Origin of the sequence: Sphingobacterium sp. FBM7-1, from assembly GCF_020687765.1 — a bacterium.
In the GTDB taxonomy this organism is placed as follows: Bacteria; Bacteroidota; Bacteroidia; order Sphingobacteriales; family Sphingobacteriaceae; genus Sphingobacterium.
On record NZ_JAJEWJ010000010.1, the window covers coordinates 93,807 to 120,393 of the forward strand.

Sequence of the window (26,587 nt, forward strand, 5' to 3'; positions counted from 1 at the left end):
TAGTATTAAAATTATAGAAGGTAAATAATAGATGACAGAAGGAAAAAGCGTAAACTTGCTAAAGGCAGCAAAAGAACTTAATATTGGGATAGGTACGGCTGTTGACTTCTTGGTGAAAAATGGTTTCGATGTCGAATCAAAACCTAGTACTAAGTTGTCTGCAGACATGTATACTGTTCTTCTAAAAGAATTTCAAGGAGACAAAATCGTAAAGGACGAAGCTAAACAAATTGTTATCGGTAAAATTCGTCGTGAAGAGTCTGCTGCTGGACCAAGTGGAGCTAATCCTACGGAATCTAGAAATGATATTCAAGAAGACGATAGCATAACGTCTAAGGAAGTCCTGATTACAGACACAGGAGTTGAGTCGGTATCCGAACCATTGGAATCGACGAGGGAGGAACCAATAGCAGAGAAAGAAAAGGAGGAAGGTTCCAGCCCGTTAAAGGTAGTTGGAAAGATTGATTTGGATAGCCTTAAACGCGGAAAGCCAAAGAAAGCATCCCAGAAAGAAGAGGTAGTGCAAGAAGTGTCTTCGAAGACGGCGGAGCCAGAAGTAAAACCTGTTGAGCAGGAGACTAAGAAAGAAGAGGTTAAACCCGTAGTAGAACAGCCTAAAGAGGAAGTTACACCACAGGAAGTTAAACCTAAGAAAGAAGAAAAGGAGGATCTGCAGCCGAAAGAGGAACAAAAACAAGAAATTAAAGCAGAGCCTGCGGCTAACATGAATAAACAAACTGAAGAAATTAAACCTCCGGTAAAAGAACAAAAAACTGCTGTGTCCGAAGCGCCGGATACAGGTGTAATACGCGCACGTTCGGAGACGTTGAGCGGCCCTAAGGTAGTTGGGAAAATTCAACTTCCGGTGGAACGTAAACCTGTAGCTTCGTCTTCAGGTTCTTCCCATCATAACGATAATAAACGTAAGCGTAAACGTTCGAATAAGAATGCACCTGTCAATCCAAATACGGTAGAGGGACAAAGAGGATCTGGTGAATCCCACGCAAACCGTGGTGTAGGATTTAACAAAGGTGGTGGCCACCCTGGAAATAGACCTGGTCAAGGAAACCAACAGCACGGGCATGCAAAAGGACGCCATGATCATCGTGGGAAAGGACGTCAGCCGGAAACACCGAAAGAGGAACCTTCAGAAAAAGAAATCCAAGATCAAATTAAAGCCACATTGGCTCGCTTAAGTGGGGCGGGTAAATCGGGTAAGTTTGCTCAGCGTGCTAAATTACGTCGTCAGAAGCGAGATGATATAGCGTTGTCTGCAGAAGAGGCGGCAATGGAGGAAGCAGCACAATCTAAAATTTTACGTGTTACCGAATTTGTCACCGCGAATGAGTTGGCAAATTTGATGGATGTACAAGTTACACAGGTCATCTCCACATGTATGAGTTTAGGGATGTTCGTTTCCATTAATCAACGCTTAGATGCAGAAACCTTATCGATTGTAGCAGAGGAGTTTGGTTATCAAGTTGAGTTTATAAAACCTGAAGATGAGGAAATTACTGAGCTTGAGGAACCAGATAATGAAGCAGACTTAATTCCTCGTGCACCGATCGTAACCGTCATGGGGCACGTTGACCACGGTAAAACATCCCTTTTAGATTACATTCGTAAAGCGAACGTAACAAAAGGTGAGGCGGGAGGTATCACGCAGCATATTGGTGCCTATGCCGTGAAATTAGAAGATGATCGTAAAATTACGTTTTTAGATACACCGGGTCACGAAGCTTTTACAGCCATGCGTGCGCGGGGTGCGAAAGTAACCGATATTGTTATTATCGTGATTGCTGCGGATGATGCGGTGATGCCGCAAACGAAAGAAGCTATTAATCACGCGCAAGCAGCGGGAGTTCCTATCGTTTTTGCTTTTACAAAAGTGGACAAGCCGGGTGCTAATGCAGACAGAATACGAGAGCAGTTATCTGCTATGAATATCCTAGTAGAAGACTGGGGAGGAAAATACCAAGCGCAAGAAATATCAGCAAAAACGGGTGAGAACGTCGACCTTTTGTTGGAGAAAGTCGTTTTAGAGGCTGAATTATTAGAGTTGAAGGCTGATCCTAAAAAACGCGCGGTCGGTTCGGTCATTGAATCTGCCTTGGATAAAGGTAGGGGGATTGTGACTACTGTATTGATACAAGCTGGTACGCTGCGTATCGGTGATCCGATTCTAGCCGGTTCGCATTCGGGTAAAGTGAAAGCATTAACGAATGAGCGAGGCGAGCGCGTAAGAGAAGCAGGTCCTTCTGTACCGGTACAGATTCTTGGTATGGCTGGTGCTCCAACGGCGGGTGATAAGCTCTATGTGATGGAAAGTGAATCCGAGGCACGCCAGGTAGCAAATAAACGTCTTCAGTTGCAACGTGAGCAAGGTATGCGTGCTACAAAACATATTACGTTAGATGAAATCGGACGTCGTTTGGCTATCGGTAACTTTAAAGAACTGAACATTATCGTTAAGGGTGATGTGGACGGTTCGATTGAAGCACTATCCGACTCCTTACTGAAATTGTCGACTGATGAGATCCAAGTTAATATCATTCACAAATCAGTGGGCGCTATTTCGGAATCCGACGTATTGTTAGCATCTGCTTCAGATGCGATCATTATTGGTTTCCAAGTACGACCAACCCAAGGTGCTAAGAAACTCGCAGAACATGAGCAAATTGATATCCGTTTGTATTCGATTATCTATGACGCTATCGAAGAGTTGAAGTCAGCAATGGAAGGTATGTTGGCGCCGAAACTTGAAGAGAAAATTGTGGCAGAAGTCGAAATACGCGAGACGTTTAAGATTTCTAAGGTCGGTACTATCGCCGGATGTATGGTTCGTGACGGTAAGATTAACCGCAATAATGATATCCGCGTGATCCGTGACGGTGTAGTAATTCATACCGGTAAATTAGCGTCATTAAAACGCTTTAAAGACGATGTGAAAGAGGTGTCGCAAGGATACGAGTGCGGATTGAATATCGACCGTTTCAATGATATCGAAGTAGGTGATATCGTAGAGGCCTACGAGCAAGTAGAAGTTAAACGTAAATTGTAATCACTTACGTTATAATAATATAATCCCGACAGGTTCCTGTCGGGATTTTTTATAGCTCATAGATGCTATCTATTTGCCAAATTTCAATAATAAAGCTACTTTTATCCTATGTACAAATTTGAGATTTCTAATATTATATATCAACCCAATGATACTGTTACCTTAGTTTTTAAAGATTTATCCGGTAATTATCCGAAGCCGAAAGCTGGACAGTTTTTGACCGTATCTTTTATCTTCGGAGAGCGGGAGGTGCGACGCTCTTATTCTTTCAGTAGTTCCCCGAACGTCGACGAGCCCCTTGCTATTACCGTTAAGCGTGTGGACAATGGAGAAATCTCCCGTTTTTTGCATCACCAAACACGAATAGGCGACATCATTAACGTGCTCGAACCCCAAGGATTATTTTATTACGATCCACAGGCTGATCAAGAAAGAACGTTGTTTTTATTTGCGGCAGGAGTTGGTATAACACCACTGTATGCCATTTTAAAGACGGCATTAACCGCTGAGGAGAAAACCAAAGTAGTGTTGATATACAGTAACCGCAGTGTAGAAAATACCGTGTTTTATGACGAATTGTTGGACTGGCAAAAGCGTTATCCGGATCGATTCGAGATCGTGTGGATATTTTCGAGTTCCAAAAACTTGCTTCATGCCAGGCTAAATCGGGATTATCTTATTCGTATTGTAAAAGAGCATATACCCACTTCTGGCGATACGCTATTCTTTACCTGTGGTCCAGTTTTTTATATGGACTTAGTTCGCTTTACACTGTTGGGCATGGGGATTCCAGATGCCCATATCAAGAAAGAAACTTTCCATTTTCCGGAAGAAGAGGAAGACGACGATGAAAGGGAAGAAGAACCGGTAGATATGACCTCCTATGACATTAAACTGCGTTTTCAAGGGGAGGAATATGCTTTAACGATTCCCTACGACAAGACGGTGTTAGACGTAGGATTGGAACATAAGATTAGGTTGCCCTATTCGTGTAAATCAGGGATGTGTAGTACCTGTATATCGCAATGTAGAGCGGGGAGTGTCCGTATGGATTATAATGAGGTACTGACCGACAAGGAAGTGGAAAACGGACGTTGTCTGATTTGCGTTTCTCACCCACTTGAGGAAGGTACCGTAATCGAGGTTCTTTAGGTAGGTGATTGCTGCTGAAAATAATAAAGGTGACCGAAATTGGTCACCTTTTTTGTACGCCAATCAGGATTCGAACCTGAGACCGACGGTTTAGAAAACCGTTGCTCTATCCAGCTGAGCTATTGGCGCCTCCATTTGGAGTAGCAAAAGTAGGCAATTACACCTATTTTGCAAAATAAAACAACTATTTTTTGTCCAGTTTGCAGTAACTTGTTGCACATCAAAGCTATATTTATTTTTTGAAGGGAGTGTCCTTATTCTTAATGACAGATGTCTTAAATAGGAAATTTGAAATAAAATTTTGCTTAAATAAGAAAATTTGTACTTTTGCAGCGGAGAGTTGGCAGAGTGGTCGAATGCGGCGGTCTTGAAAACCGTTAACTGTCACAGGTTCGGGGGTTCGAATCCCTCACTCTCCGCAAAGCAAATAAAGCCCGACGATAGTCGGGTTTTGTTGTTTATAGGGATTCTCAAACCTGTTTGAAGAATTTCCTATAACAACAAAAATAATGAGCGGAGCGAATGGCTTTATTTGATTTAGCATCCCCCACCAAGGGATCATTCTATAATCCCTCACTCTCCACAAAGAGCTTCATTTCATCTCACATTTGGCACTTTCCCATGCAATAATAGCCGTTTTTCGTATAGTGCCCCACATATAACCGCCGGTATTTCCCGACGACTGTATAACCCGATGACAAGGAATCAGAAAAGCAATTGGATTGCTTCCAATTGCCGTTCCCACTGCTCGAGAAGCATTTGGTTTACCAACCTGCGTAGCTATGTCACCATAAGTAGCAAGTTGTCCCATCGGAATTTTGAGAAGCATCTCCCAAACTTTTAATTGAAACTCGCTACCTTTTAAATGCAATTTGATATTGCTGAATGTATTTTCGTCGCCTTGGAAGATGGATAAGGCATTTTGTTGTAACGAATCGTCCTTTTGTACCCATTCAGCATTCGGAAACTTTTGTATTGCATCGACCAAAGCTTGCTTTTCATCCTCATAAAAAGCCATGTAGCAGATACCTTTGGGAGTGGAAGCAACGAGTATATTTCCAAAAGGGCTTTTCGTCCAGCGAAAGTGAATAACCAGATTTTTCCCGCCATTTTTATATTCGGCAGGTGACATCCCTTCTATGTTTATAAATAAATCATGTAGACGCCCCGTGCCCGAGAGGCCGGTTTCCATGGCCGTGTCAAAGAGGGTTGCCTGGCGCTTTTTGAGTAGTGCTTTTGCATGCTGAATACTGGTGTATTGCAGGAACTTCTTTGGAGTCGTTCCGGCCCACTCTTTAAATAAACGTTGAAAATGGAAAGGACTTAAGTGAACCTCTTGGGCAATCTGGTTCAGCGACGGCTGTTCTTTAAAATGTTTTTTAATATACATTATCGCATCGGCAATTCGGTTGTAATTAAGTTCTTCCTGCGTCGTCATTCGTTTGTTTTTTACAAATATCTAAAGAAATAGACTTTTATAAAACCCGAAACTTGCTATCACTGTTCTTTCTTAACCTAGGTCAATGCGTAGCGGCAGGTATAAAGGTACCTTTGTAGTATAATAAATCACGCACGTTATGAAAAATAAAATTTTAGGATTACACCATATTACGGCAATCGCGGGATCTGCTCAAACAAATTTAAATTTCTATACGAAAATATTAGGCACCCGTTTAGTAAAGAAAACGGTGAATTTTGATGATCCCGGTACTTACCACTTTTACTTCGGTAATGAGACCGGAGAACCCGGTACCATTCTTACCTTTTTTCCTTGGGAGGGGATCGGTAGCGGAAGAAATGGCGCAGGGATGGCTACTCATATCGGATACGCTGTTTCTCCCGGTGCATTAGCATTTTGGAAGGAACGTCTCACACAACATGGAATATCCTATCAAGAAGGAGAAGTTTTTGGCGAAAAGCACATCGCTTTCCGAGATCCCGACGGACTACAGCTACAATTTATAGAACCTCGAACGGTAGATAACCGACAAGTGTGGACTACGGAAGATATAGATGAACCTGTCGCCTTGAAAGGATTTCATAATGTAACGTTGACTTTGCAAAAAGTGGAAGCTACAGCGCAGGTATTAACTGATATCCTCGGATATGAACTGCAGAAACAAGAAGATAGTAGATACCGCTTTGCGACGGACGCCATTACAACGGCTAATCTGCTGGACGTTGTCGTGGATCCGTCAGCCTCACGAGGACATAACGCTGCCGGTACAAACCACCATATAGCTTTCCGTGTAAAAGACGACGAGGTCTTAATGGCATATCGAGAGAAAATACTATCGGCGGGATTTCATATTACGCCCAAGATAGATCGGGATTATTTCTTTTCCCTGTACTTTCGGGAGCCAGGAGGCGTTCTGTTTGAAATCGCTACGGATAATCCCGGATTTACAGTTGACGAACATTTGGCAGACTTGGGGACCAGTTTGAAGCTTCCAAAACAGTATGAAGGTGTTCGGTCAGATATTGAAGCTGTATTACCAAAGTTAAATTTTAATCTTGACCACGTAAAATAATGAAACATCAATTCGATATAATAACCACCGGTGTCCCGTTACAAGAAGCCAAGAAAGCACTGATCATGATTCACGGACGGGGTGGAAGCGCAACAGATATACTAAGTCTAGCGTCGCATCTCCAAGTAGCGGATTACGCATTACTAGCTCCACAGGCTACAGCGCACAGCTGGTATCCCCATTCTTTTATAGCGCCGGTCGAAGACAATGAGCCTTCGTTGTCATCAGCCTTAGCTGTTATCGGCAAGACGGTCGAAAAAGCGATGGATGCTGGTATAAAGACGGAGCATATTTATTTCTTTGGATTTTCCCAGGGAGCCTGTTTGAGCCTCGAGTTTCTCGCGCGAAATGCCCGTGCCTACGGCGGAGCGGTAGCCATTATCGGAGGACTGATAGGCGAGGAGATAAATCGTACCAACTATGGCGGTAATTTTCATAAAACGCCTATCTTTATAGGAACGAGTAATCCAGATTTCCATGTGCCCATCCAACGTGTGTATGCAACGGAAAGCATATTGAAGGAAATGGATGCTGATGTAACTTTAAAGGTATACGATAATTTTGGGCATACTATTCATCCAGAAGAAGTCGAATGGGCTAATCGATTGGTGTTTAAATCGGGTTCCAATTAAATCTCGCTTTGGATCGAAAGTTGTGTGGGGTAATAAGTGCATTTAAGAAACATTCATTTTATAAATAAAATAAATAGTTATGAGATACAAAATAGCGGCCTTAGTGGGCTCTCTCCGTAAAGATTCTTTCAACAGAAAAGTCGCTGAAAATTTGATTCGGTTGGCTCCTGACAATTTGGAAATGGAAATTGTCGAAATCGGACAATTAGCGCATTATAACGAAGATTTAGATACGGATAACCCGCCGGCGGAATGGTCGGCATTCCGAGAAAAGATCAAAACTTACGACGGTGTGTTTTTATTTACGCCGGAGTATAACCGTTCTCTTTCGGGCGTACTCAAAAATGCCTTAGATGTGGGTTCTCGTCCATATGGTCAGAGTGTCTGGGACGGCAAGCCGGCAGCAGTGGCGAGCGTTTCGATGAGTCCACTAGCAGCTTCGATCGCTAATCATACGGTGCGGCAATCACTCGTGTTTTTGAATATGCCAGTGATGCAGCAGCCCGAAATATATATTGGCAGCGCCCATGAGTTGTTTGATGAAAATGGTAAGGTTATCGAAAAAAGTGAGGGATTCTTCAAACAAGTGGTGGATGCTTACGCCGCCTGGGTAGAAAAAAATATTGGATAGTAATATAACTAGTTGGTCAAAGGAACTACTGCCATAAACGAACGCACAAGTATTCCTCGTTTAGAAAAAAGAGTTATACCATAATTTAGGTATTTTTGTTATATTCACGACAAAATACCTAAATTATGATATACAGATTATTTGCCGTTGTTTGGATTTTCCAAATACTTTCGCTCGACGCTCGCGCACAAACTAACGAACTGCCCCCGATTTCTTTTCGCGATTTCGAAACACCTGCTTCAGCCATAATCGATTCGACGTCTCATGCAGTCGTTATATTAGAAAAAGGAAGATCGGACATACAGGTAGATGAAAGCGAAAGAGAATTACGGGTCATACACCGTTATGGTGTACGGATTAAGATCTTAGATAAAGAAGGATTTGATAAAGCCAATCACGTTATTCCGCTCTACAAAATTGGAAATAAATTTGAAACCGTTGGCGAGATCCGCGGATATACCCATTATATAGACGGAAAGATACATACGGTGAAGATGGATAAAGGAGCCGTCTTTCATGAAAAAGTGAATGAGTTTTTAAATTTGAGCAAATTCACGTTGCCTAGCATCACCGAAAATTGTATTATCGATATCGAATATGAGATACGATCCCCCGATATTTTTAATTACAGAACCTGGGAATATCAAGACGATATTCCTAAGCTTCACAGTGAATATACGGCTATAATTCCGGCGCTCTACAACTATAACGTAACACTGACCGGGTTTTATAAACTAACCGAACAAAAATCAAAATTACTAAGCCAGCATTTTTTACTGAATGGGCGTCGGCAGGATTGTTCACAGTTAACCTATATTATGAAAGACATTCCCGCCTTTCATGAAGAAAGCTATATGTTAGCTCCGAAGAACTATAAATCGGCAATCAACTTCGAACTGATGCAATATTATTCCACAAATGGCGCGCGGCAAGATCTTACTAAAGAATGGAAAGATGTGGATAGAGAATTATTGAGTCACCGTTCTTTCGGTGGTCAGATTAATCGGGAAGGCAGTTTCAAGCGCGTATTATCCGAAATATATACGAACAGTGATTCTGAAGAAGAAAAGGCGCGCAGAATATATAGCTATATTAAAAAGGAAATCAAGTGGAATAAAATATACGGGAAATACAGTCAATTTGGCGTAAAAGAAGCCTTAGAAAGACGAAATGGGAATGTGGGTGATATCAATCTTGCGCTGATATCGGCTTGCCGTGCCGCTGGGATTGAAGCGTACCCGGTCTTGGTCTCCACCCGGGAAAATGGTCTTCCCAAAACGATACATCCCGTCATTTCTGACTTCAACTATCTTGTTGCACAGGTTCGGGTGAACGATAAAAAATATTTTCTGGACGCGTCGGAAGAAAACCTTCCATTCGGTCTTTTACCGCTTCGGTGTATTAACGGAAATGGTCGTATTATCTATTCGAAAAAATCTTCCGAATGGATAAAGCTAGAGAATGAGATCAGTGCTTGTACGCATTTTGATGTTAGCGGAAAGATAGATGATGCCGGCAAATTTAAAGGAATACTCCGTGTAACCTATGAAGGGCTAGATGCACTGAACCGAAGAAATCATATACAGGGGTTTTCAACGTTGGACGCCTATATCGAAGAACGAATGAACACCGCTACAAATATGAAAATCGAAGAAGGAAATGTAGATGAGCTGGATAGTCTGGATAACAATCTCGTGGAACGCTACGTGATTAGTATGGATTTTTCCGATAACCTACGGGAGGAGAATTTTGTTTTTAATCCTATATTGATCAACAGAATGACAAAGAATCCTTTTAATTTAGAGGAAAGGAACTATTCCGTAGATCTCGGTTCGCGGCAGAAGGAATCTTATTCAATTGCTGTTCAGTTACCACTAGGGTTTACGATAGCTCATCAACCGAAAAATATCGCTTTAGCACTTCCCGAGACCGCAGCGAGATATACCTATCTGTCCCATTACGGAGACGGAAGTTTGAGGGTAAAACAAGAGCTAAGTCTAAATAAAGCAATTTATGAGGTGGATGAATACTTCTATCTCAAAGAATTTTACTCTAGAATAATTCAGCATCAGAAGGTAGATTTTGCATTCACTAAAAAGTAAGCTATGTCAAGAAAATTATGGCTAATTCTAGTATTGACCGGAGGTATCCACATAGGTTTGATAGCACAAAATATGTATGCCGTCAGCTTAATTAAAACGCACTTGAAAGAGCGGGCAGACGCAACGGTTAGAAATGAACGTTTAGAGATTGATATGAATAGCGTTAACGATATGACCATCCGAATAACACGTGCCGTGACCGTTCATAATCGGAGTGGTGATGAACACGGACATATCGAATTATATTATAATAAATCAAGAAAGATCAGAAATTTGAAAGGAGAAATATTTAATGAATTTGGTATTCCAATCGGAAAGTTTTCGTTAAAGGACTTTCGAGATAGAAGCGCATCTAGTCAAAGTAGTTTATATGATGATACGCGCGTTAAAGACTATAGCCCGGCGGTGTACGACTATCCGTATACCGTTGTTTATAGCGTAGAAATTAAACAAAATCAGAACCTGTTAATTCCTTCATGGGTACCCGATTACGCTTACGATGTGGCCATTGAGAGGAGCAGCTACGTCTTTACGTGTCGTCCAACAGATAAAATTCGCATTCATCAACAAAACTATGAAGCAAAAGCAGTTGTGGAGGAGGTAGGGAAAACCAAAACATATACCTGGGAAGTAACGGATATTGCGGCAAGCCGATCTGAACCGTATAGTGCCCCCCGCGATCTCCGAGCGGCGCGTGTTCGGATCGTACCCGAAAATATTCAGTATTTCAAGAAAACAGGTCATTTCAAAAATTGGGATGAGTTTGGAAAATGGACCTATGATAATTTGCTGGCAGATAAGCGTGAAGTACCCGAAGAAACTATTAGGTATGTGCAGGAATTGACGAAAGATATAAACTTGCCCAAAGAAAAAGCGAAGAGATTGTATAAATACATGCAAGATAAAACCCGATATATTAGTATCCAGGTAGGAATAGGAGGTATCGAGCCTTTTCCGGCCGAAACAGTGGACCGACTAGGATATGGCGATTGTAAAGCATTAGTTAACTATATGCAGAGCTTATTGGACATTGTTGATATCCCCTCTTACTACTGTATTGTGGAGGCGGGGACGTATAAGAGAGATGTAACTGCTGACTTTGCGAATGCAGCGGATGGAAATCACATTATATTATGTATACCTTTTGAAAACGATACGACCTGGTTGGAATGTACTAATCAGAAAATTCCCTTTGGCTTCCTAAGCGATTTTACCGATGATCGACTTGTTATCGCCTGTTCGGCAGAGGGCGGTAAGATCCTACGTACCCCAAAATTCTGTGATACCGAAAGTCTACAGTATCGGGAAGGTCACTTTAAGATACTGGAAGATGGCTCATTAGAAGGTCGTTTGACGACCACATTTAAAGGTGGACAATTTGATAACCATTATTACAATACCTTTTTAAGCCCACAAGATCAGATGCGCAACGTAAAGAATTGGTATGATATTGATAATATCAGCTTTCAGAAAGTCGATTACGAATTGATTTCGGAAGACAAAGACTCGGTTACTTTTTGTGAATCGTTGGATATTACGATAAAAAATTATGTTGTAAAGTCGGGTACATATGCTGTTCTACATCCCAATATATTTAATCAAGCTCCATCAATACCAGCGACACGAAATCGCACTAACGATTTGTATATCAATCGTGGATATACCGATATAGATATACTACATTATACGCTGCCAGAAGGCCTTGATACATCGAGCATGCCAGTTAATAAAAGATTGGAAACAGAAATGGGGACTTACGAATTACGTATTTCAATATCAAATGGTATACTAACGAGTCGTCGGATGATGCAGTTACGGGGAGGAACTTACCCGAGCGAAAAATATGAAGAATTCTACCAGTTTATGAACGAGGTTTATAGTGCTGATAGAGGGAAATACCATCTATCAACGAAGCTCTGAAAACGCTATTTTCAAAAAAAAGGGAAGCAACATATTCATGTTGTTTCCCTAAGTACCTAGGGCGGGAATCGAATTCGCACAGCCGTTTATTACTTCGATTTTTTGCTGAAATTCCGTGGTTTTGGTGTCTTTTTGCACTTGATATACCTTATTTTATCGATTAATTGGTGGGACTTTTGGTGGGACTTTTTTTTGTTTAATATTGTATTTCCGTAGAGTACTTGTTAATTCATTTTTATGCAATTTTGTTTATTCAAATATGCTGTTTAAAATTGAATACACAAAGTGCAAATTTAGTCTAGTCGATGATAATCAGGTTCAGTGGATTGGACAAATCGTACTGCTTCTGTCAGTTGGTTACGTAATAATTGAATTCTTTTCATAAGGTAGCGAAAGCGAAGTGATAATTTAAAATGCGTTATGGGAATTGTGTGTTGGATACAACAGCAATATATTATTCTATAATGTTACTTGTTGATGTACTGCTGTATACGTAACGCTCTTTGATAAACTTCTGTCCTTTTGTACCCTAAAAAAATCGAACAACATGATATAAAAAATTCATAACTTTTAAATACATGGCATCATGAATCTATTTTTTATATGACAAATTAAGAGTCGTCAAATTACTTTTTATTATTGGGTAATGACGGGCGACGACTTTTCGCTTGACATCAACAATCCGAAAGAGCCTAAGATTTTATGCGTGGGCAACAATCCCGACCGACAAAACATCTATTCCGCAGCATTGGGTTTATACAATTCAAGGATTGTAAAACTCATCAATAAAAAAGGACAGTTAAAGAGTTCGGTTATCATAGATGAGTTGCCCACAATTTATTTTAGGGGATTGGATAATCTCATCGCAACAGCGAGAAGTAATAAAGTAGCCGTATGTTTGGGTTTTCAAGATTTTTCGCAGTTAATACGTGATTATGGAGATAAAGAGGCAAAAGTTATCCAAAATACCGTAGGTAATGTATTCAGTGGACAGGTTGTGGGCGAAACCGCAAAGAGCTTGTCAGAACGGTTCGGAAAAGTATTGCAAAAACGCCAAAGTATGACCATAAACCGAAACGATAAATCTACTTCCATATCCACACAATTAGACAGCCTTATTCCTGCATCGAAAATCAGTACACTTACACAAGGTATGTTTGTAGGCTCTGTATCGGATAACTTTGACGAACGTATCGAACAAAAGATATTCCACGCTGAAATTGTGGTAGATAACGAAAAGGTAGCTTCCGAAACCAAAACCTATCAGAAGATACCACAAATCCTGTCTTTTGTAGATGAACAGGGCGAGGATAGAATGAAAGAGCAGATTGAAAGCAATTACCGTCTGATTAAGTCCGACATTCTGCATATTGTAGAGAACGAGATAGAGCGTATCAAGAATGACCCCAACTTACAACATTTGGTGCAGGAGAACTAAACATTAAAGTGCCAAATATTGTCCATTAAAAAACTATTCCTATCTTTGTGAGTGAATACTAACTAATGGTTTGTGTAGTGAATATATATTATGGAAAAGTTTAGCAATAGGCAAATAGAAATAATGGAAGCGGCTACAAACAGGATTTCAAAATTTGGAATTCAAAATTTGACCATTAAAACACTTGCCGAAGATATCGGCCTATCTGAACCGGCATTGTACCGGCACTTTAAGAGCAAAAATGAAATCCTGCTGAATTTATTGGAATATTTCCAAACGGAAATGAGAAACCGCATTCAGTCTATTCCATTTGAACCCAATGCTACTGAAGGAGATAAACTAAGGAAGATTTTCCATTCGCAACTGCAAACCTTTTCTGATAAGCCGGCAATAGTCAGTGTTATTTTTGCCGAAAGCATCTTTCATTACGATGATGGGCTGAGTAAAAAGGTATCGGAAATTATAAATATGATGCAGGAATTTGTAAACGCAAATGTCGATGCAGGTCAAAAAAACGGGACATATAAGAAACTAATCGGTACTTCTACAATCACGACCATCATTATAGGGGCAATGAGAATGGCGGTTTTGAAATGGAAATTATCAGGACATAAATCAAATTTGGTAAAAGACGGAAAAACAGTCCTGAATGGAATTTTAAAAATGATTGAAAACAAATAAATACAATTTAAGCAATGAAAAAAACGATTTTATTAGGAATAAGCGTAATGCTTTTTTGGAGTTGTAACAATACAGGAAAAACAACGCCTTCCGAAGAAACAGAAGTACAGACAGAAAACCACGCAACGCACCAACACGCTGAAAGTGCCGATGCCGTTGAACTCGACAATGGCGAAAAGTGGCTTGTGAATGAAGAAATGAAACCCTTTGTACTGAAAGGCGAAGAATTGGTCAGCACCTATATCCAAGATAATCAAACGGATTTCAAAGCCCTTGCCGAGCAACTGAAAGACCAAAACACCCAGCTCATAAAAAGCTGTACAATGACGGGAAAAAGCCACGATGAATTACACAAATGGCTGCATCCGCATCTTGAAATCGTGAAAACATTGGAAAATGAAACAGATGCCACAAAAGCAAATGAAGTTGTAGCTCAATTACAACATTCTTACAAGGAATATCACGAATATTTTCAATAAAATTTAAGACCATATGATTTGAGGGGACTATTTGTGCCATTAGTATTGATAGGTTTACTAACAGCCTGTACGAAATCAAATAACGGAGAACAGGCTTTGCAAAATCAGATCGATAGCCTGAAAACGAAATTAGAAAATGCTTACAAGCCCGGCTTTGGAGATTTTATGGGGAAGGTGCAAACCCGCCACAGCAAGCTGTGGTTTGCCGGAGTGAACGAAAACTGGGAATTGGCAGAATTTGAAATGCACGAGCTTGAAGAGGTTATCGAAGATATCCGAACCGTTTACCCTAATCGGGAAGAAACACAGTCTTTGCCTATCATCGAACCGAGCCTCGAAACTGTAAACAATGCGATTAAACAACGAGATGCAGAAGTATTTAAAAAAGGATATTTAACACTTACAAATGCTTGCAACAGTTGTCATCAAGCAACAAAAGTGGAGTTCATAAAAATTAAAACGCCTACAATTCCGCCACACAGCAATCAGGATTTTATGAAATTGGTCAACAATGATAGAATAGAATAATAATTTTAAAAAGTAGATTTATGAAAATTAAAAATGTAACAATGCCGGAACGGGAGTTTTAGGTAGTCAAATCGCTTTTCAATCAGCATTTAAAGGATTTAATGTTCGATTTATGACATTAACGATGACGCATTAGAAAAAGCAAATGAAAGACTTATTGTCTTAAAAGGGCGGTATGTTGAAGATAATTATGGTACGAAAGAAGAGGTTGACAATGCCTACAATCGTATTTCACAATACACCGATCTAGCAAAAGCTGTAGAAAATGCAGATTTGGTCATTGAGGCAGTACCGGAATTGCTTCCTATAAAACAAGATTTCTACACGAAATTGTCAGCGGTGGCGAATGAAAAAACCATTTTTGCATCCAATTCATCTACGATGACACCGAGTCAGATTGTAGATTTCACAGATCGCCCTGAAAAGTATTTGCATCTGCATTTTGCGAATGAAATATGGAAACTTAATATTGCCGAAATCATGAAGCATGAACGTACTTCAGACGAGGTGTTTGAGACTATAATTGAGTTTGCTAAAGATATTGCCATGATTCCGATTCTACTTCATAAGGAGCAGCCTGGCTATGTTTTAAATACGCTTTTGGTTCCTTTCCTGAAGGCGGCTATGCAATTAGCTGCTGATGGAGTTGCTGATCCAAAAGTGGTTGATAAGACTTGGATGATTTCCACAGGTGCTCCAATTGGACCATTTGCATTTTTAGATATTATCGGACCAAACACGCCGTATAATTTGTACAAAGCATGGGGTGATCAAGGAGATGAGCTATCCGCTAAGGTTGCTGCATGGATTAAGTCGGAATACTTAGATAAAGACAGAATGGGAACGGCTAATGGAAAAGGTGTATATGATTATCCGAATCCAGCTTATCAAACGCCAGATTTTTTAAAATAATTTAGTTCAGTAATTGTGCCATCAAAGACGATGGCACAATTTGCAACCTATTCGATCAATCAAAAAAATAACACAATTAAAAATAAATTATGGAAAAAATTATCATCCCAACGGTAAGCGTTTTGGCGACAGGTACTGACTTTGCAGCCAAGCAAATGCAAGCCAATGCCAACGAAGTAATGCCACTTCATCACGCCAATTTAGAATCCATTCTTTTTATTTATGAAGGAGAATGCATCCTGCAAATGAATGACGAAGAACTTTTGCTAAAACCGGGTGAGGCGGTGGTTATTCCACCACTTATCAAGCACCAAATCAAAGCAGTAAAGGATTATAAAGGGATTCATTTTATGCCCAAAGACATCAAGTTTGAGTTTTTTAAAAATGTTTAATGTTTATTTTCAATCTTTATTGTGATATGAGTTTTAAAAGTCAACTTTATGAAGCCAATCCCTTATATCGAATATACAAAGCTGGAGGCAAGACACCTGCGTTCAGACAAGTGGTTTTATATGTCGCATCTCAGCAATGCCTGTGCTTCCGAAGATGCCCACCGCACTTCAGCTTATGCCATTTGTCTACTGAGTGAAGGTGAACTTCAGTTAGAATCTGATTTGTTTGTGCACCAAGCCAAAGCACAGACCATATTTACCATTGCACCGTCGGCGATTCGTAAATTTACAGATTTGGGAAGCACCTATGATGCACAGATTTTGTTCTTTCGAAAAGAAGTCTTCTTGGAAGGACAATCAGACATCAATTATCTGGACAAATTTGATTTTTTTGAAAAAACAGGCGAGCAAGTCATCAAATTGGATGAAGGATTATTTAGTCAATTTAAGTCTTATTTTGAACTAATTCAACTAAAATCTTCTGAAAATGCGCCGCACACTTCGACCATTATCAGGAGTTTGATTTATATCATTCTCAATGAAATCGATGACGCACATCAAAAACAAAAGCCAGATATCTCTCACGAAACAAATAAAAATGCACACATACTTACGCAATTCAAAAGTCTGCTTTCGGAGCATTTTATAGCAGAAAGAGAAGTGTCGTTTTATGCCGACAAATTGCACTTGACGCCTAAATATTTCTCAACGCTCATCAGGGAAGTCAGCGGAAAAACTGCTGGTGCCTGGATTAATGAAATGGTTTTACTCGAATCCAAAGTCCGTTTGCAAAACCAAAAACAAAGCATCGCCCAAATTGCTTACGACCTCAATTTTTCTGACCCGTCGCATTTCGGTAAATTCTTCAAAAAACACGTCGGCGTAAGCCCGAAAGAATACAGAGAGGCTTAAGAAGCTTCAAAATCCGACTTCTATACCATTACCCCCTACTTTTGCTCTTCCGATCGGATAGGGCTATTCTTATCTTTGTAATGAGCTCAAAAAGAACTATTAATCATTAAAAAAAGATAAAAATGAAAACAATTAAAATTCAATTAGAAACCCTTACATGCCCGAGTTGTATTAACAAAATTGAAGGGGTACTTAATAAACAAAACGGAGTGGATGATGCAAAAGTCATGTTCAATTCAAGTAAAGTAAAAGTAACTTATAACGAGGAAGAAACCAATCCTAAAGAACTCTCTGAAATAATAGAGAAACTGGGATATCCTGTGTTATCATAATTTATAGTAGCAATGAATATAAACACAAAAACTAGAAATATATTAACCCTGGTTTCCGGCGGATTGTTGTTGGCGGCTTTGACCGTGTACCTGATAAGCCCCGGAAGTCTGGCACAAGACATCATTTTGATTGTTGCCGCGATTTTTGCGGGAGTTCCCATTGCCATCAAAGCCTTTCAAGCATTGCGAATGAAAGCTTTCAGTATTGATTTGCTGGTAACAATTGCCGTGGTTGGTGCAATGATTATCGGTGAATATACAGAAGCCGCAGTCGTTTCCTTTCTGTTTTTGTTTGGTCACTACTTAGAAGGACGTACCTTACAAAGAACAAGAGCCTCCTTAAAGTCGCTGATGGATATGGCACCGCTTGAAGCTACAATTTTAAAGAACGGAAAGCGCATCACCATCCCTGCGGAGGAAGTGCAAGTGGGCGATCACGTCATTGTACAACCCGGAGGAAAAATTCCCGTGGACGGAAAAGTGATTACGGGACAGTCTTTAATTAACCAAGCGGCGATTACCGGTGAATCGGTTCCTGTGAACAAAACCAAAGGAGATCATGTGTTTAGTAGTACGGTTTCGGACAACGGATATTTGGAAATCCTTGCCGAAAAAGTGGGCGACGACACGACTTTTGCTAAAATCATCGAATTGGTTGAAGAAGCACAAGAAACAAAAGCCAAGACGCAAAAATTTATGGAGCGGTTTGCCGCTTACTACACTCCTGGGATTATCGTACTCTCGGTGATAGTTGGCCTCATCACGCTAAATGTACACTTGGCATTGACCTTTTTGGTAATCGCTTGTCCAGGTGCTTTGGTGATATCCGTGCCGGTGTCCATTGTTGCTGGAATCGGGAATGGCGCTAAAAATGGGATCCTGATTAAAGGTGGCGATAGGATGGAAGATCTTGCCAAAGTAAACACCCTTGTATTTGATAAAACCGGAACACTTACCAAAGGACAGCCTGAGGTAACAGACATTAAAGCGTATGGAATTTCAACGGATGAATTGCTTCAATTGACTGCAGAAGTCGAAGTAACTTCCGAACACCATCTCGGTAAAACCATCGTTAAAAAAGCCGAAGAAAAAGGACTTAAATTAGTTCATAATCCTTCAGACGTGGAAATTATGAAAGGTCACGGTCTGCGGGCAATGTTAAACGGCCAGCAGATTTATGTCGGAAATAAATCAGGTGCAGAAAAACTCGGAATTGCCATTGACATTGAAGCAAATGAATATATGCTTCAACAACAAAAAAATGGAAACACTTCGGTTTTCATTGCCAGAGACAAGGAAGTGATTGGGATAATTTCTATTGCCGACCAAGTTCGGGAAGAAGCTCCTGCAACGATGAATCAATTGCGAAATGCCGGAATTGGTGATTTAATGATGCTCACCGGCGACAATGAATTGGTTGCACAAAAAGTAGCTTATCAATTGGGAATCGACAAAGTTTATGCGGAATTACTCCCCGAAGACAAAGTGAGTAAAGTTACTGAACTTAAAACCTCAGGACGAAATGTGGCGATGATTGGTGATGGAATTAACGATGCACCCGCAATTGCCACCGCGGATGTTGGAATTGCAATGGGTGGAACAGGAACCGATGTAACAATGGAAACAGCAGATATTATTTTGATGTCGGATAAATTGGATAAACTGCCGTATGCCATCAAACTCGCCAAAGCCACCATCCGCAATATGAAGCAGAACACTTACTTTGCTTTGATCACTGTTGCGCTGTTGTTGGTGGGAGTTTTGACAGATAAAATTCATCTGGCTTCAGGGATGTTGATCCACGAAATAAGCGTGATACTGGTCATTCTCAACGCCGTTCGCTTGGTAGGATTTCCGAAGTATCAGGTATGGTTTAAATGGCTGAATTTTAATGCCAAAAAACGAAAGGAACATACTGAAACGCAACTGACTGTATAGGTTTAAGAAAAGACAGCTTCCGACTTCTATACCAATAGTGTCAACCAATGTACTTTATATAAACTCGGTTAAACTCTAACTTTGTACAAATAAATCATTCAATAACATTTAAAATTAATAGATATGAAAACAATGAAAAAATTTAAAATGAGACTGGGAAAAATAGCCCTTTTGCTGGGTGTTATGATGACCTTCTCGGCAACTGCATTTGCGCACTGTGATTCTTATGACGGTCCGGTAATTCAGGATGCATATAAAGCTTTGGAAATGAAAGATGCAACCTATGTAATGAAGTGGATAGCGCCCGAACACGAAGCGGAGATAAAACAACTTTTTGGTAAAACAATTGATTTGAAAAACGGCGATGCGAAAATTTACAGCATCGTAGAAAAGCATTTTTTGGAAACCCTCGTCCGGTATCACCGGGAAACCGAAGGTGCACCATATACCGGCTTAAAACCGGCAGGTTCCACTGCTCCAATCGTACAAATGGCTGATAATTCGATTGCCAATAAAGATGTAAAGCGTTTACTCACAGCGCTGGACAAACACATTAAAACAGTAGTCCAAGAGAAGTATGATAAAGTAATGAAATTGGAAAAAGTAAAAGACAATTCCGTTACCGAAGGAAGAGCTTATGTAGCTGCTTATGTTGATTACACCCATACTTTAGAGGCATTGGAGACAGTATTATCACACCAAAGCGGTCACCATCATTAACAGCTAAAAAAATCGTTACGCACCGAAATGCTCTTTAAAGACGTTGCTGGTATGTAACGATTTTTACTTTATTATCAGGTAAAAATGGGAAAACAGACCTGAGCGGAATTTTAAATATCAAATGATTTTGTTTGTTAATTTCAATATTCACATCAGTACTTTAATTAGACCAAATATAAATTTTCATAAAATCAACATAACCTATGAGCTGTCAATCAACACGTTTAAATAAATACATACCTTTGTAGTATGAAAAGATTATTGGCAATATTTTTTCTTTTTAACTTTCTGAGTGCAAATACGGCATTCGGAGAGGTACTGAAATTGCCAATGCTTGTACAACATTATTTGGAACATACCAATGAAGATAAAGACGTTACCATCTTCAATTTTTTAGTGCAGCATTATACGGGAGGGATCAATCACGACCATCGGGAAAACCACAACCACCACGACCAACTGCCGTTTAAGGCTATTGATGGTCACTTCTCGTCGGTTGTTTCCATTGCTGCATCGCCTTCTATTGTGATTTCTAACAACACTTTAGTTGTAACATCTATAAAATTACCTGCTTACAGCCAACAAAGCTATTCAAACGCATATCTGAACACCATCTGGCAACCGCCACGCTTTAGTTAATCATTTTTTGAATGAACGATAGGCTTTTTACTGTGCCTATCGCAATTGCACATTTCTCAAAACGATTAATTAAATGAATTATGCTGAATAAAATCATTGAGTTTTCAATAAAGAACAAACTCATCATAGGGCTGTTTGTACTTGCCCTTATTTGTTACGGAATTTATGAAGTTAGAAAGCTTCCAATCGATGCCGTTCCCGATATAACAAATAACCAGGTGCAAGTGATTACGGTAGCTCCTGCATTGGGTGCTCCCGATGTGGAACGCCTCATTACCTTCCCTATCGAACAGGTCAACAACAACATTCCCGGACTGATAGAACTCCGCAGTTTTTCACGCTTTGGATTGTCCGTGGTAACGATTGTTTTTGAAGATGATATCGACATTTACTGGGCAAGACAACAGGTTTCTGAACGATTGCAACAGGCTCAGGAGCAAATCCCCAAAGGTGTTGGGACACCTGTCTTAGCACCCGTTACCACAGGATTGGGCGAAATTTATCAATACACCGTTCGCCCGAAAAAAGGTTACGAAGACCAATACAATGTGATGGAATTACGAACCATTCAGGACTGGATTGTCCGGAGGCAATTATTGGATGTAAAAGGCGTAGCCGAAGTGAGCAGTTTTGGCGGATACCTCAAGCAATACGAAGTAGCGGTCATTCCCGAAAAACTAATGGCATATAATATTACCATTGGCGATGTATTCACAGCTTTGGAAACCAACAACCAAAATACGGGTGGCTCTTATATAGAAAAAGGTCCTACCATTTTATTTATCCGAAGCGAAGGATTAGTCGGCGGTATGGAAGACATTCAGAATATCGTCGTTAAAAATCTGCCCAACGGAATGCCATTATTAATTCGTGATGTAGGTGAAGTCCGTTTGGGAAGTGCTCCACGATACGGAGCAATGACGTATAATGGCGAACAGGAAGTATCCGGAGCGGTGGTGATGATGCTGAAAGGCGAAAACAGCAACGAAGTCATCAAAAGCATCAAAGAACGCATTACCCAGATCGAGAAAACACTGCCCGAAGGTGTTATGATAGATGCTTTTCTGGACCGTACCAAAATGGTAAACAACTCCATCAGTACCGTAACCACTAACCTGCTGGAGGGGGCTTTGATCGTGGTTTTTGTGTTGGTGTTGTTTCTGGGCAATTTTAGGGCAGGATTGCTCGTAGCTTCGGTCATTCCGTTGTCTATGTTGTTTGCGATAATCCTGATGAACACCTTTGGCGTGAGTGGTAACCTTATGAGCTTGGGAGCCTTGGATTTCGGATTGATTGTGGATGGAGCTGTGATTATCGTGGAAGCGGTTTTACACAAGCTATCCCACAATAAAGTATTTAAAAATGTCAATAAACTTACACAGTCCGAAATGGACGAAGAGGTGAAAACTTCTGCATCAGGAATGATGAACGCAGCTGTTTTCGGACAGATTATCATCCTGATCGTTTATCTGCCCATTTTTACCCTGCGGGGCATTGAAGGAAAAATGTTTATGCCGATGGCACAGACCGTAGTTTTTGCTTTGCTCGGTGCTTTCCTGCTTTCACTCACTTATATTCCGATGATGAGTTCCCTGGTTTTGAGCAAAAAAATCTCGCACAAAACCACATTTTCGGATAGGATGATGAACCGTTTGGAACGTTTTTATCAAAAATACCTGACCAAAATATTACGTCGTCAAAAAATGGTTTTGGCAACTGTTTTAGGATTGTTTGCGGTTGCCGTTTTCATATTCACAAGATTAGGCGGAGAATTTATACCGGCATTGCCCGAGGGCGATTTTGCAGTGGACACCCGGGTTTTGCCGGGTAGTAATCTGAATACTTCGGTTGAAGCGGTCTCAAAAGCATCTAAAATTATCCTCGAAAAATTCCCGGAAGTGGAAAAAGTAGTCGGAAAAACAGGAAGCAGTGAAGTGCCAACCGATCCGATGGCGGTGGACGCATCAGATATGATGATTATTTTGAAACCACGCAAAGAATGGACTTCCGCTAAAACCTATACCGAACTGGAAGCTAAAATGTCCGCAGCCTTGGAAGCCTTGCCGGGCGTTTCTTTCGGTTTTCAATATCCTGTGAATATGCGTTTTAACGAACTGATGTCCGGAGCGAGACAGGATGTAGTGGTGAAAATCTTTGGTGAGGATCTGGACACACTGGCAACTTATGCAGCTCAATTGGGGAGATTGAGTAGTTCAGTAGAAGGCAGTGAGGCGGTTTATGTAGAAGCCGTAACTGGAATGCCTCAAATAGTGATTGATTACCATCGTTCTACTATTGCACAATACGGTTTGAACATCAGCGATATTAACCGGGTGGTTAATGCCGCTTTTGCCGGAGAAAGCAGCGGAATGGTTTACGAAGGCGAAAGACGCTTTGATTTGGTGGTGCGTCTGGCTGGCGAAAAACGGAAAAACTTAGAAGATGTCCGGCAACTATTGATTACTACCCCACAAGGAGCACAAATTCCGTTGAGTGCTGTTGCCAATGTGGATATTGAGGAAGGTCCTAATCAAATCCAACGGGATAATTCGCAACGCAGAATTATTGTAGGGTTTAATGTTCGTGGCAGAGATATTCAAAGCACAGTAAGTGAATTGCAGCAAAAGGTGGAAGAACAGATAAAACTGCCTCCGGGGTATTACATCACCTATGGCGGAGCTTTTGAGAATTTAGAAGCGGCAAAAGACCGGCTATATGTTGCCGTTCCGCTTGCTTTGGCACTTATTTTCCTGCTGCTATATTTTGCCTTTGGTTCGGTGAAGCAAGGTTTGCTCATTTACAGCACAATTCCACTTTCGGCCATCGGGGGGATTTTTGCGTTAGCCATCAGGGATATTTCATTCAGTGTCAGTGCCGGCATTGGTTTTATCGCTTTGTTTGGTGTGGCGGTGCTCAACGGAATTGTATTGATGGCAGAGTTTAACCGACTGACAAAGCAAGGTTATACAAACCTGAAACGTATCGTGATGATGGGAACCAAAACCCGTTTGCGTCCCGTATTAATGACCGCATCGGTTGCTTCACTTGGATTTTTGCCTATGGCACTCAGCACAGGCGAAGGTGCTGAGGTGCAAAGACCATTAGCGACTGTAGTGATTGGCGGTTTATTGATTGCCACTTTTTTAACTTTATTTGTTTTACCCATTTTGTATATGCTTACGCACAGAAAAATAGCTGTCAATAAAAAACTGGTTGCGATGTTTGTGGTATTTTTTGTTTTTTCTTTTCAGGAAATAAACGCTCAAACACCCATCACACTACAACAAGCGATTGACACGGCTTTGGTCAATAATCTTTCGGTCAAAAATGAACGTTTGAGAAATGAATACCATCAAAAATTGATAAAATCGGGAACAGCAATTCCGGTAACGGATGTTTTTGGTGAATACGGACAAATCAATGGTATTTATAACGATACCCGGTTTGGGATTTTCCAAACGATCAGCTTTCCAACTGTTTATAAACGACAAAAAGAATTGCTGACCGAAGAGTGGAAAAGCAGCCTGTTGAGTACCGATGTTCAGGAAGCACAACTCAAAAAGCAGGTTTCACAGGTTTTCTATACGCTGGTTTACCTGCATCACAAAAGAGAGCTATTGCAAAAAACCGATACGCTGTTTGCAGAATTTTTGAACAAAGCTACCCTTCGTTTTAAAGCCGGAGAAAGTAATGTTCTGGAAAAAACAACTGCCGAAAACCAACGTGGACAAATGGCATTGCAACTGGTGCAGTTGGAAAAAGACTGGGAGATTGTGCAGTTGCAGTTTCAACTTTTGCTGAATACGGAAAAAGATTTTGTTCCAATGGAAGATGCTTATTTAGGTATTCCATTTTTAGAAAATGACAGTTCTTTATTGACTTCACATCCTGAAATACAGTTTTTGAAACAGCAACAACAGATAGCCAATGCTGTTACCAAATCAGAGCAATCAAAATTATTGCCTGACCTTTCTTTTGGATACAACCTGATGGGAATGCGTGGAATGGGACCGGACGATAAATTATACAATAGTACACCGCAGTTCCATTCGATACAAATTGGCTTGGGTATTCCAGTTTTTACGGGTAGTCAAAAAGCAAAAATCAATGCAGCAAAAATCAATGAAAATATCGCCGCCAATGAATACGAATGGAAGTTGAAAAACTTTGAAAATGCGTATCATTCTGCTTTTATGGAATATCAAAAGTTTGAAGAAATGGTTCGTTATTTTGAAAGCACAGCCTTGAAAAACGCAGCAACCATTACTGAAACAGCCGAAAAGCAATTTCTGAACGGTGACATCAATTATTTGGAATGGGTGCTTTCAATCAATCAGGCGATCGGCATTCAAAGTGATTATATCGAAGCGGTAAAAAATCTGAATAATGCTCTTGCCGAACTTAATTTTTACAACAATCAATAAAATTCTGGAAAAATGAAAAATATAATTTTAATCATAAATATAGCACTGTTACTCGCTTCCTGCGGAAATGACAAAAAGCAGAGCGATGCAGAAAATGAGCAACCAACCCAGGAAAACACACTTTCGCTTACGGACGAACAGTATAGAAATGCTGCAATTGAAACAGGTAAGATTTTCACATCCAATATTTCTTCCGTACTCAAATTAAACGGAAAGATTGATGTACTGCCACAAAGTTTGGTTACGGTAAGTGTTCCGTTGGGTGGTTATCTGAAATCAACAAAATTACTGCCCGGAATGCACATCCGCAAAGGGGAACCATTGGCAGTAATGGAAGACATACAGTATATACAGTTGCAACAGGATTATTTAACCGCAAAAGCCCAGTTGAGTTTAACCGAAAGCGAGTACAACCGTCAGAAAGAGCTGAACCAAAGCAAAGCCACGAGCGATAAAGTGTTTGAGCAAACAAGAACGAACTATCAAACGCAGTTGGTTTTACTGAAATCGCTGGAAGAAAAACTGAAATTGATAGGCTTAAATCCCCAAAGAATAAGTGCCGGTACCATTTCAAAAAGCATTAATGTTTATTCACCTATATCGGGTTTTGTATCGGCAGTAAATGTTAATATTGGGAAATATGTAACCCCAAGTGATATACTCTTTGAGTTGGTAAACCCTAATGACATTCATTTGAACTTGACCGTTTTTGAAAAAGACATCAATAAACTTGCTGTGGGTCAAAAATTATTGGCATACTCCAATAGCCATCCGCAGACGAAATATCCTTTGGAAGTCATTCTCATCAGCAAAAACATCTCCGGCCAGAATGCTGCTGAAGTGCATTGCCAGTTTGAGCAGTATGACAACGGCTTGCTTCCCGGAATGTTTATGAATGCCGAAATAGAGGTTTCTACCCATAACGCTAATGTGCTTCCTGAAGAGGCGATTGTTCGATTTGAAAACAAACACTATGTTTTTGTGGAGAAAAGAAAACAAGCTTTTGAAATGAAAGAAGTACAAACCGGAAATGCTGAAAATAATCTTATAGAAATCATCAATGCCGAGCAGTTTGGTAATGAAAATATTGTTGTCAAAAATGCTTACACGCTCTTAATGGCACTGAAAAATGAAAGTGAGGAGTAAATTATTTCAAATAGAAC

The 26,587-nt window shown here is 40.3% G+C and carries 20 protein-coding genes, 2 tRNA genes and 1 pseudogene; 21 read left to right on the forward strand and 2 right to left on the reverse strand.

Annotation, left to right across the window (positions count from 1 at the left end; all coding sequences use genetic code 11):
• Positions 1-31 precede the first annotated feature (31 nt).
• Positions 32-3,061 (forward strand): translation initiation factor IF-2, encoded by a 3,030-nt coding sequence (infB, locus tag LKO28_RS14500; RefSeq protein ID WP_227695737.1) that lies wholly within the window; start codon positions 32-34, stop codon positions 3,059-3,061.
• Positions 3,062-3,169: 108 nt separating this feature from the next.
• A complete protein-coding gene (locus LKO28_RS14505) occupies positions 3,170-4,213 on the forward strand; it encodes a ferredoxin--NADP reductase (RefSeq protein ID WP_227695739.1) in 1,044 nt (347 codons plus the stop codon).
• A gap of 55 nt (positions 4,214-4,268) precedes the next feature.
• Here the strand turns inward: LKO28_RS14505 and LKO28_RS14510 are convergent.
• Positions 4,269-4,342 (reverse strand) — tRNA-Arg (locus LKO28_RS14510).
• A gap of 205 nt (positions 4,343-4,547) precedes the next feature.
• Between LKO28_RS14510 and LKO28_RS14515 the strand changes: the two genes are divergently transcribed.
• Positions 4,548-4,632 (forward strand) — tRNA-Ser (locus tag LKO28_RS14515).
• A gap of 173 nt (positions 4,633-4,805) precedes the next feature.
• Here the strand turns inward: LKO28_RS14515 and LKO28_RS14520 are convergent.
• Entirely contained in the window at positions 4,806-5,651 is an 846-nt protein-coding gene (locus LKO28_RS14520) for a methylated-DNA--[protein]-cysteine S-methyltransferase (protein ID WP_227695740.1), read from the reverse strand.
• A 139-nt stretch (positions 5,652-5,790) separates the two neighbouring features.
• Between LKO28_RS14520 and LKO28_RS14525 the strand changes: the two genes are divergently transcribed.
• The 18 genes and pseudogenes from LKO28_RS14525 (at position 5,791) to LKO28_RS14610 (ending at position 26,570) form a co-directional block, all read left to right on the forward strand.
• Complete coding sequence (locus LKO28_RS14525; RefSeq protein ID WP_227695742.1) at positions 5,791-6,744, forward strand: ring-cleaving dioxygenase; 954 nt, start codon at positions 5,791-5,793, stop codon at positions 6,742-6,744.
• Positions 6,744-7,376, forward strand: a complete 633-nt coding sequence (locus LKO28_RS14530; RefSeq protein WP_227695744.1) for an alpha/beta hydrolase — start codon at positions 6,744-6,746, stop codon at positions 7,374-7,376. The genes LKO28_RS14525 and LKO28_RS14530 overlap by 1 nt, the downstream gene beginning before the upstream one ends.
• A gap of 79 nt (positions 7,377-7,455) precedes the next feature.
• Positions 7,456-8,007 carry an NADPH-dependent FMN reductase gene (locus tag LKO28_RS14535; RefSeq protein ID WP_227695745.1) on the forward strand — a complete coding sequence of 184 codons (552 nt, stop codon included), beginning with the start codon at positions 7,456-7,458 and terminating at the stop codon, positions 8,005-8,007.
• Positions 8,008-8,132: 125 nt separating this feature from the next.
• Positions 8,133-10,109, forward strand: a complete 1,977-nt coding sequence (locus tag LKO28_RS14540) for a transglutaminase domain-containing protein (RefSeq protein WP_227695746.1) — start codon at positions 8,133-8,135, stop codon at positions 10,107-10,109.
• Between the two features lie 3 nt (positions 10,110-10,112).
• The gene (locus tag LKO28_RS14545; protein WP_227695747.1) at positions 10,113-12,029 is read left to right on the forward strand and encodes a DUF3857 domain-containing protein; all 1,917 of its coding nucleotides are present in this window, start codon (positions 10,113-10,115) and stop codon (positions 12,027-12,029) included.
• Positions 12,030-12,666: 637 nt separating this feature from the next.
• Positions 12,667-13,467, forward strand: a pseudogene (locus tag LKO28_RS14550) (TraM recognition domain-containing protein); the annotation flags it as partial.
• Between the two features lie 90 nt (positions 13,468-13,557).
• Complete coding sequence (locus tag LKO28_RS14555; protein WP_008992701.1) at positions 13,558-14,148, forward strand: TetR/AcrR family transcriptional regulator; 591 nt, start codon at positions 13,558-13,560, stop codon at positions 14,146-14,148.
• A gap of 14 nt (positions 14,149-14,162) precedes the next feature.
• The gene (locus tag LKO28_RS14560; RefSeq protein WP_227695748.1) at positions 14,163-14,627 is read left to right on the forward strand and encodes a hypothetical protein; all 465 of its coding nucleotides are present in this window, start codon (positions 14,163-14,165) and stop codon (positions 14,625-14,627) included.
• An 18-nt stretch (positions 14,628-14,645) separates the two neighbouring features.
• Positions 14,646-15,155 carry a hypothetical protein gene (locus LKO28_RS14565; RefSeq protein WP_227695749.1) on the forward strand — a complete coding sequence of 170 codons (510 nt, stop codon included), beginning with the start codon at positions 14,646-14,648 and terminating at the stop codon, positions 15,153-15,155.
• Positions 15,156-15,311: 156 nt separating this feature from the next.
• Positions 15,312-16,067 (forward strand): 3-hydroxyacyl-CoA dehydrogenase, encoded by a 756-nt coding sequence (locus LKO28_RS14570; protein ID WP_411028049.1) that lies wholly within the window; start codon positions 15,312-15,314, stop codon positions 16,065-16,067.
• 89 nt (positions 16,068-16,156) lie between these two features.
• On the forward strand, positions 16,157-16,459 hold the full coding sequence (locus LKO28_RS14575) for a cupin domain-containing protein (protein ID WP_227695751.1): 303 nt from the start codon (positions 16,157-16,159) through the stop codon (positions 16,457-16,459).
• 48 nt (positions 16,460-16,507) lie between these two features.
• The gene (locus LKO28_RS14580) at positions 16,508-17,371 is read left to right on the forward strand and encodes a helix-turn-helix domain-containing protein (RefSeq protein WP_227695753.1); all 864 of its coding nucleotides are present in this window, start codon (positions 16,508-16,510) and stop codon (positions 17,369-17,371) included.
• A 122-nt stretch (positions 17,372-17,493) separates the two neighbouring features.
• Positions 17,494-17,703 carry a heavy-metal-associated domain-containing protein gene (locus tag LKO28_RS14585; protein ID WP_227695755.1) on the forward strand — a complete coding sequence of 70 codons (210 nt, stop codon included), beginning with the start codon at positions 17,494-17,496 and terminating at the stop codon, positions 17,701-17,703.
• Positions 17,704-17,715: 12 nt separating this feature from the next.
• The gene (locus LKO28_RS14590) at positions 17,716-19,641 is read left to right on the forward strand and encodes a heavy metal translocating P-type ATPase (RefSeq protein WP_227695756.1); all 1,926 of its coding nucleotides are present in this window, start codon (positions 17,716-17,718) and stop codon (positions 19,639-19,641) included.
• Positions 19,642-19,764: 123 nt separating this feature from the next.
• Positions 19,765-20,361, forward strand: coding sequence for a DUF6448 family protein (locus tag LKO28_RS14595; RefSeq protein ID WP_227695757.1), 597 nt, complete (start codon positions 19,765-19,767; stop codon positions 20,359-20,361).
• Between the two features lie 249 nt (positions 20,362-20,610).
• A complete protein-coding gene (locus LKO28_RS14600) occupies positions 20,611-21,000 on the forward strand; it encodes a hypothetical protein (protein WP_227695758.1) in 390 nt (129 codons plus the stop codon).
• Positions 21,001-21,080: 80 nt separating this feature from the next.
• On the forward strand, positions 21,081-25,424 hold the full coding sequence (locus LKO28_RS14605; protein WP_227695759.1) for a CusA/CzcA family heavy metal efflux RND transporter: 4,344 nt from the start codon (positions 21,081-21,083) through the stop codon (positions 25,422-25,424).
• 12 nt (positions 25,425-25,436) lie between these two features.
• A complete protein-coding gene (locus LKO28_RS14610; RefSeq protein ID WP_227695760.1) occupies positions 25,437-26,570 on the forward strand; it encodes an efflux RND transporter periplasmic adaptor subunit in 1,134 nt (377 codons plus the stop codon).
• Positions 26,571-26,587 lie beyond the last annotated feature (17 nt).

What these genes read in the sequence shown, in the direction of transcription:
- LKO28_RS14525 (WP_227695742.1), top strand. Translation starts at nt 5,791, where the DNA reads ATGAAAAATAAAATTTTAGGATTACACCATATTACGGCAATCGCGGGA.
- LKO28_RS14600 (WP_227695758.1), top strand. Translation starts at nt 20,611, where the DNA reads ATGAAAAGATTATTGGCAATATTTTTTCTTTTTAACTTTCTGAGTGCA.
- infB (WP_227695737.1), top strand. Translation starts at nt 32, where the DNA reads ATGACAGAAGGAAAAAGCGTAAACTTGCTAAAGGCAGCAAAAGAACTT.
- LKO28_RS14520 (WP_227695740.1), bottom strand. Translation starts at nt 5,651, where the DNA reads ATGACGACGCAGGAAGAACTTAATTACAACCGAATTGCCGATGCGATA.
- LKO28_RS14575 (WP_227695751.1), top strand. Translation starts at nt 16,157, where the DNA reads ATGGAAAAAATTATCATCCCAACGGTAAGCGTTTTGGCGACAGGTACT.
- LKO28_RS14585 (WP_227695755.1), top strand. Translation starts at nt 17,494, where the DNA reads ATGAAAACAATTAAAATTCAATTAGAAACCCTTACATGCCCGAGTTGT.
- LKO28_RS14545 (WP_227695747.1), top strand. Translation starts at nt 10,113, where the DNA reads ATGTCAAGAAAATTATGGCTAATTCTAGTATTGACCGGAGGTATCCAC.
- LKO28_RS14610 (WP_227695760.1), top strand. Translation starts at nt 25,437, where the DNA reads ATGAAAAATATAATTTTAATCATAAATATAGCACTGTTACTCGCTTCC.
- LKO28_RS14595 (WP_227695757.1), top strand. Translation starts at nt 19,765, where the DNA reads ATGAAAACAATGAAAAAATTTAAAATGAGACTGGGAAAAATAGCCCTT.
- LKO28_RS14560 (WP_227695748.1), top strand. Translation starts at nt 14,163, where the DNA reads ATGAAAAAAACGATTTTATTAGGAATAAGCGTAATGCTTTTTTGGAGT.
- LKO28_RS14555 (WP_008992701.1), top strand. Translation starts at nt 13,558, where the DNA reads ATGGAAAAGTTTAGCAATAGGCAAATAGAAATAATGGAAGCGGCTACA.
- LKO28_RS14590 (WP_227695756.1), top strand. Translation starts at nt 17,716, where the DNA reads ATGAATATAAACACAAAAACTAGAAATATATTAACCCTGGTTTCCGGC.
- LKO28_RS14535 (WP_227695745.1), top strand. Translation starts at nt 7,456, where the DNA reads ATGAGATACAAAATAGCGGCCTTAGTGGGCTCTCTCCGTAAAGATTCT.
- LKO28_RS14580 (WP_227695753.1), top strand. Translation starts at nt 16,508, where the DNA reads ATGAAGCCAATCCCTTATATCGAATATACAAAGCTGGAGGCAAGACAC.
- LKO28_RS14605 (WP_227695759.1), top strand. Translation starts at nt 21,081, where the DNA reads ATGCTGAATAAAATCATTGAGTTTTCAATAAAGAACAAACTCATCATA.
- LKO28_RS14540 (WP_227695746.1), top strand. Translation starts at nt 8,133, where the DNA reads ATGATATACAGATTATTTGCCGTTGTTTGGATTTTCCAAATACTTTCG.
- LKO28_RS14505 (WP_227695739.1), top strand. Translation starts at nt 3,170, where the DNA reads ATGTACAAATTTGAGATTTCTAATATTATATATCAACCCAATGATACT.
- LKO28_RS14530 (WP_227695744.1), top strand. Translation starts at nt 6,744, where the DNA reads ATGAAACATCAATTCGATATAATAACCACCGGTGTCCCGTTACAAGAA.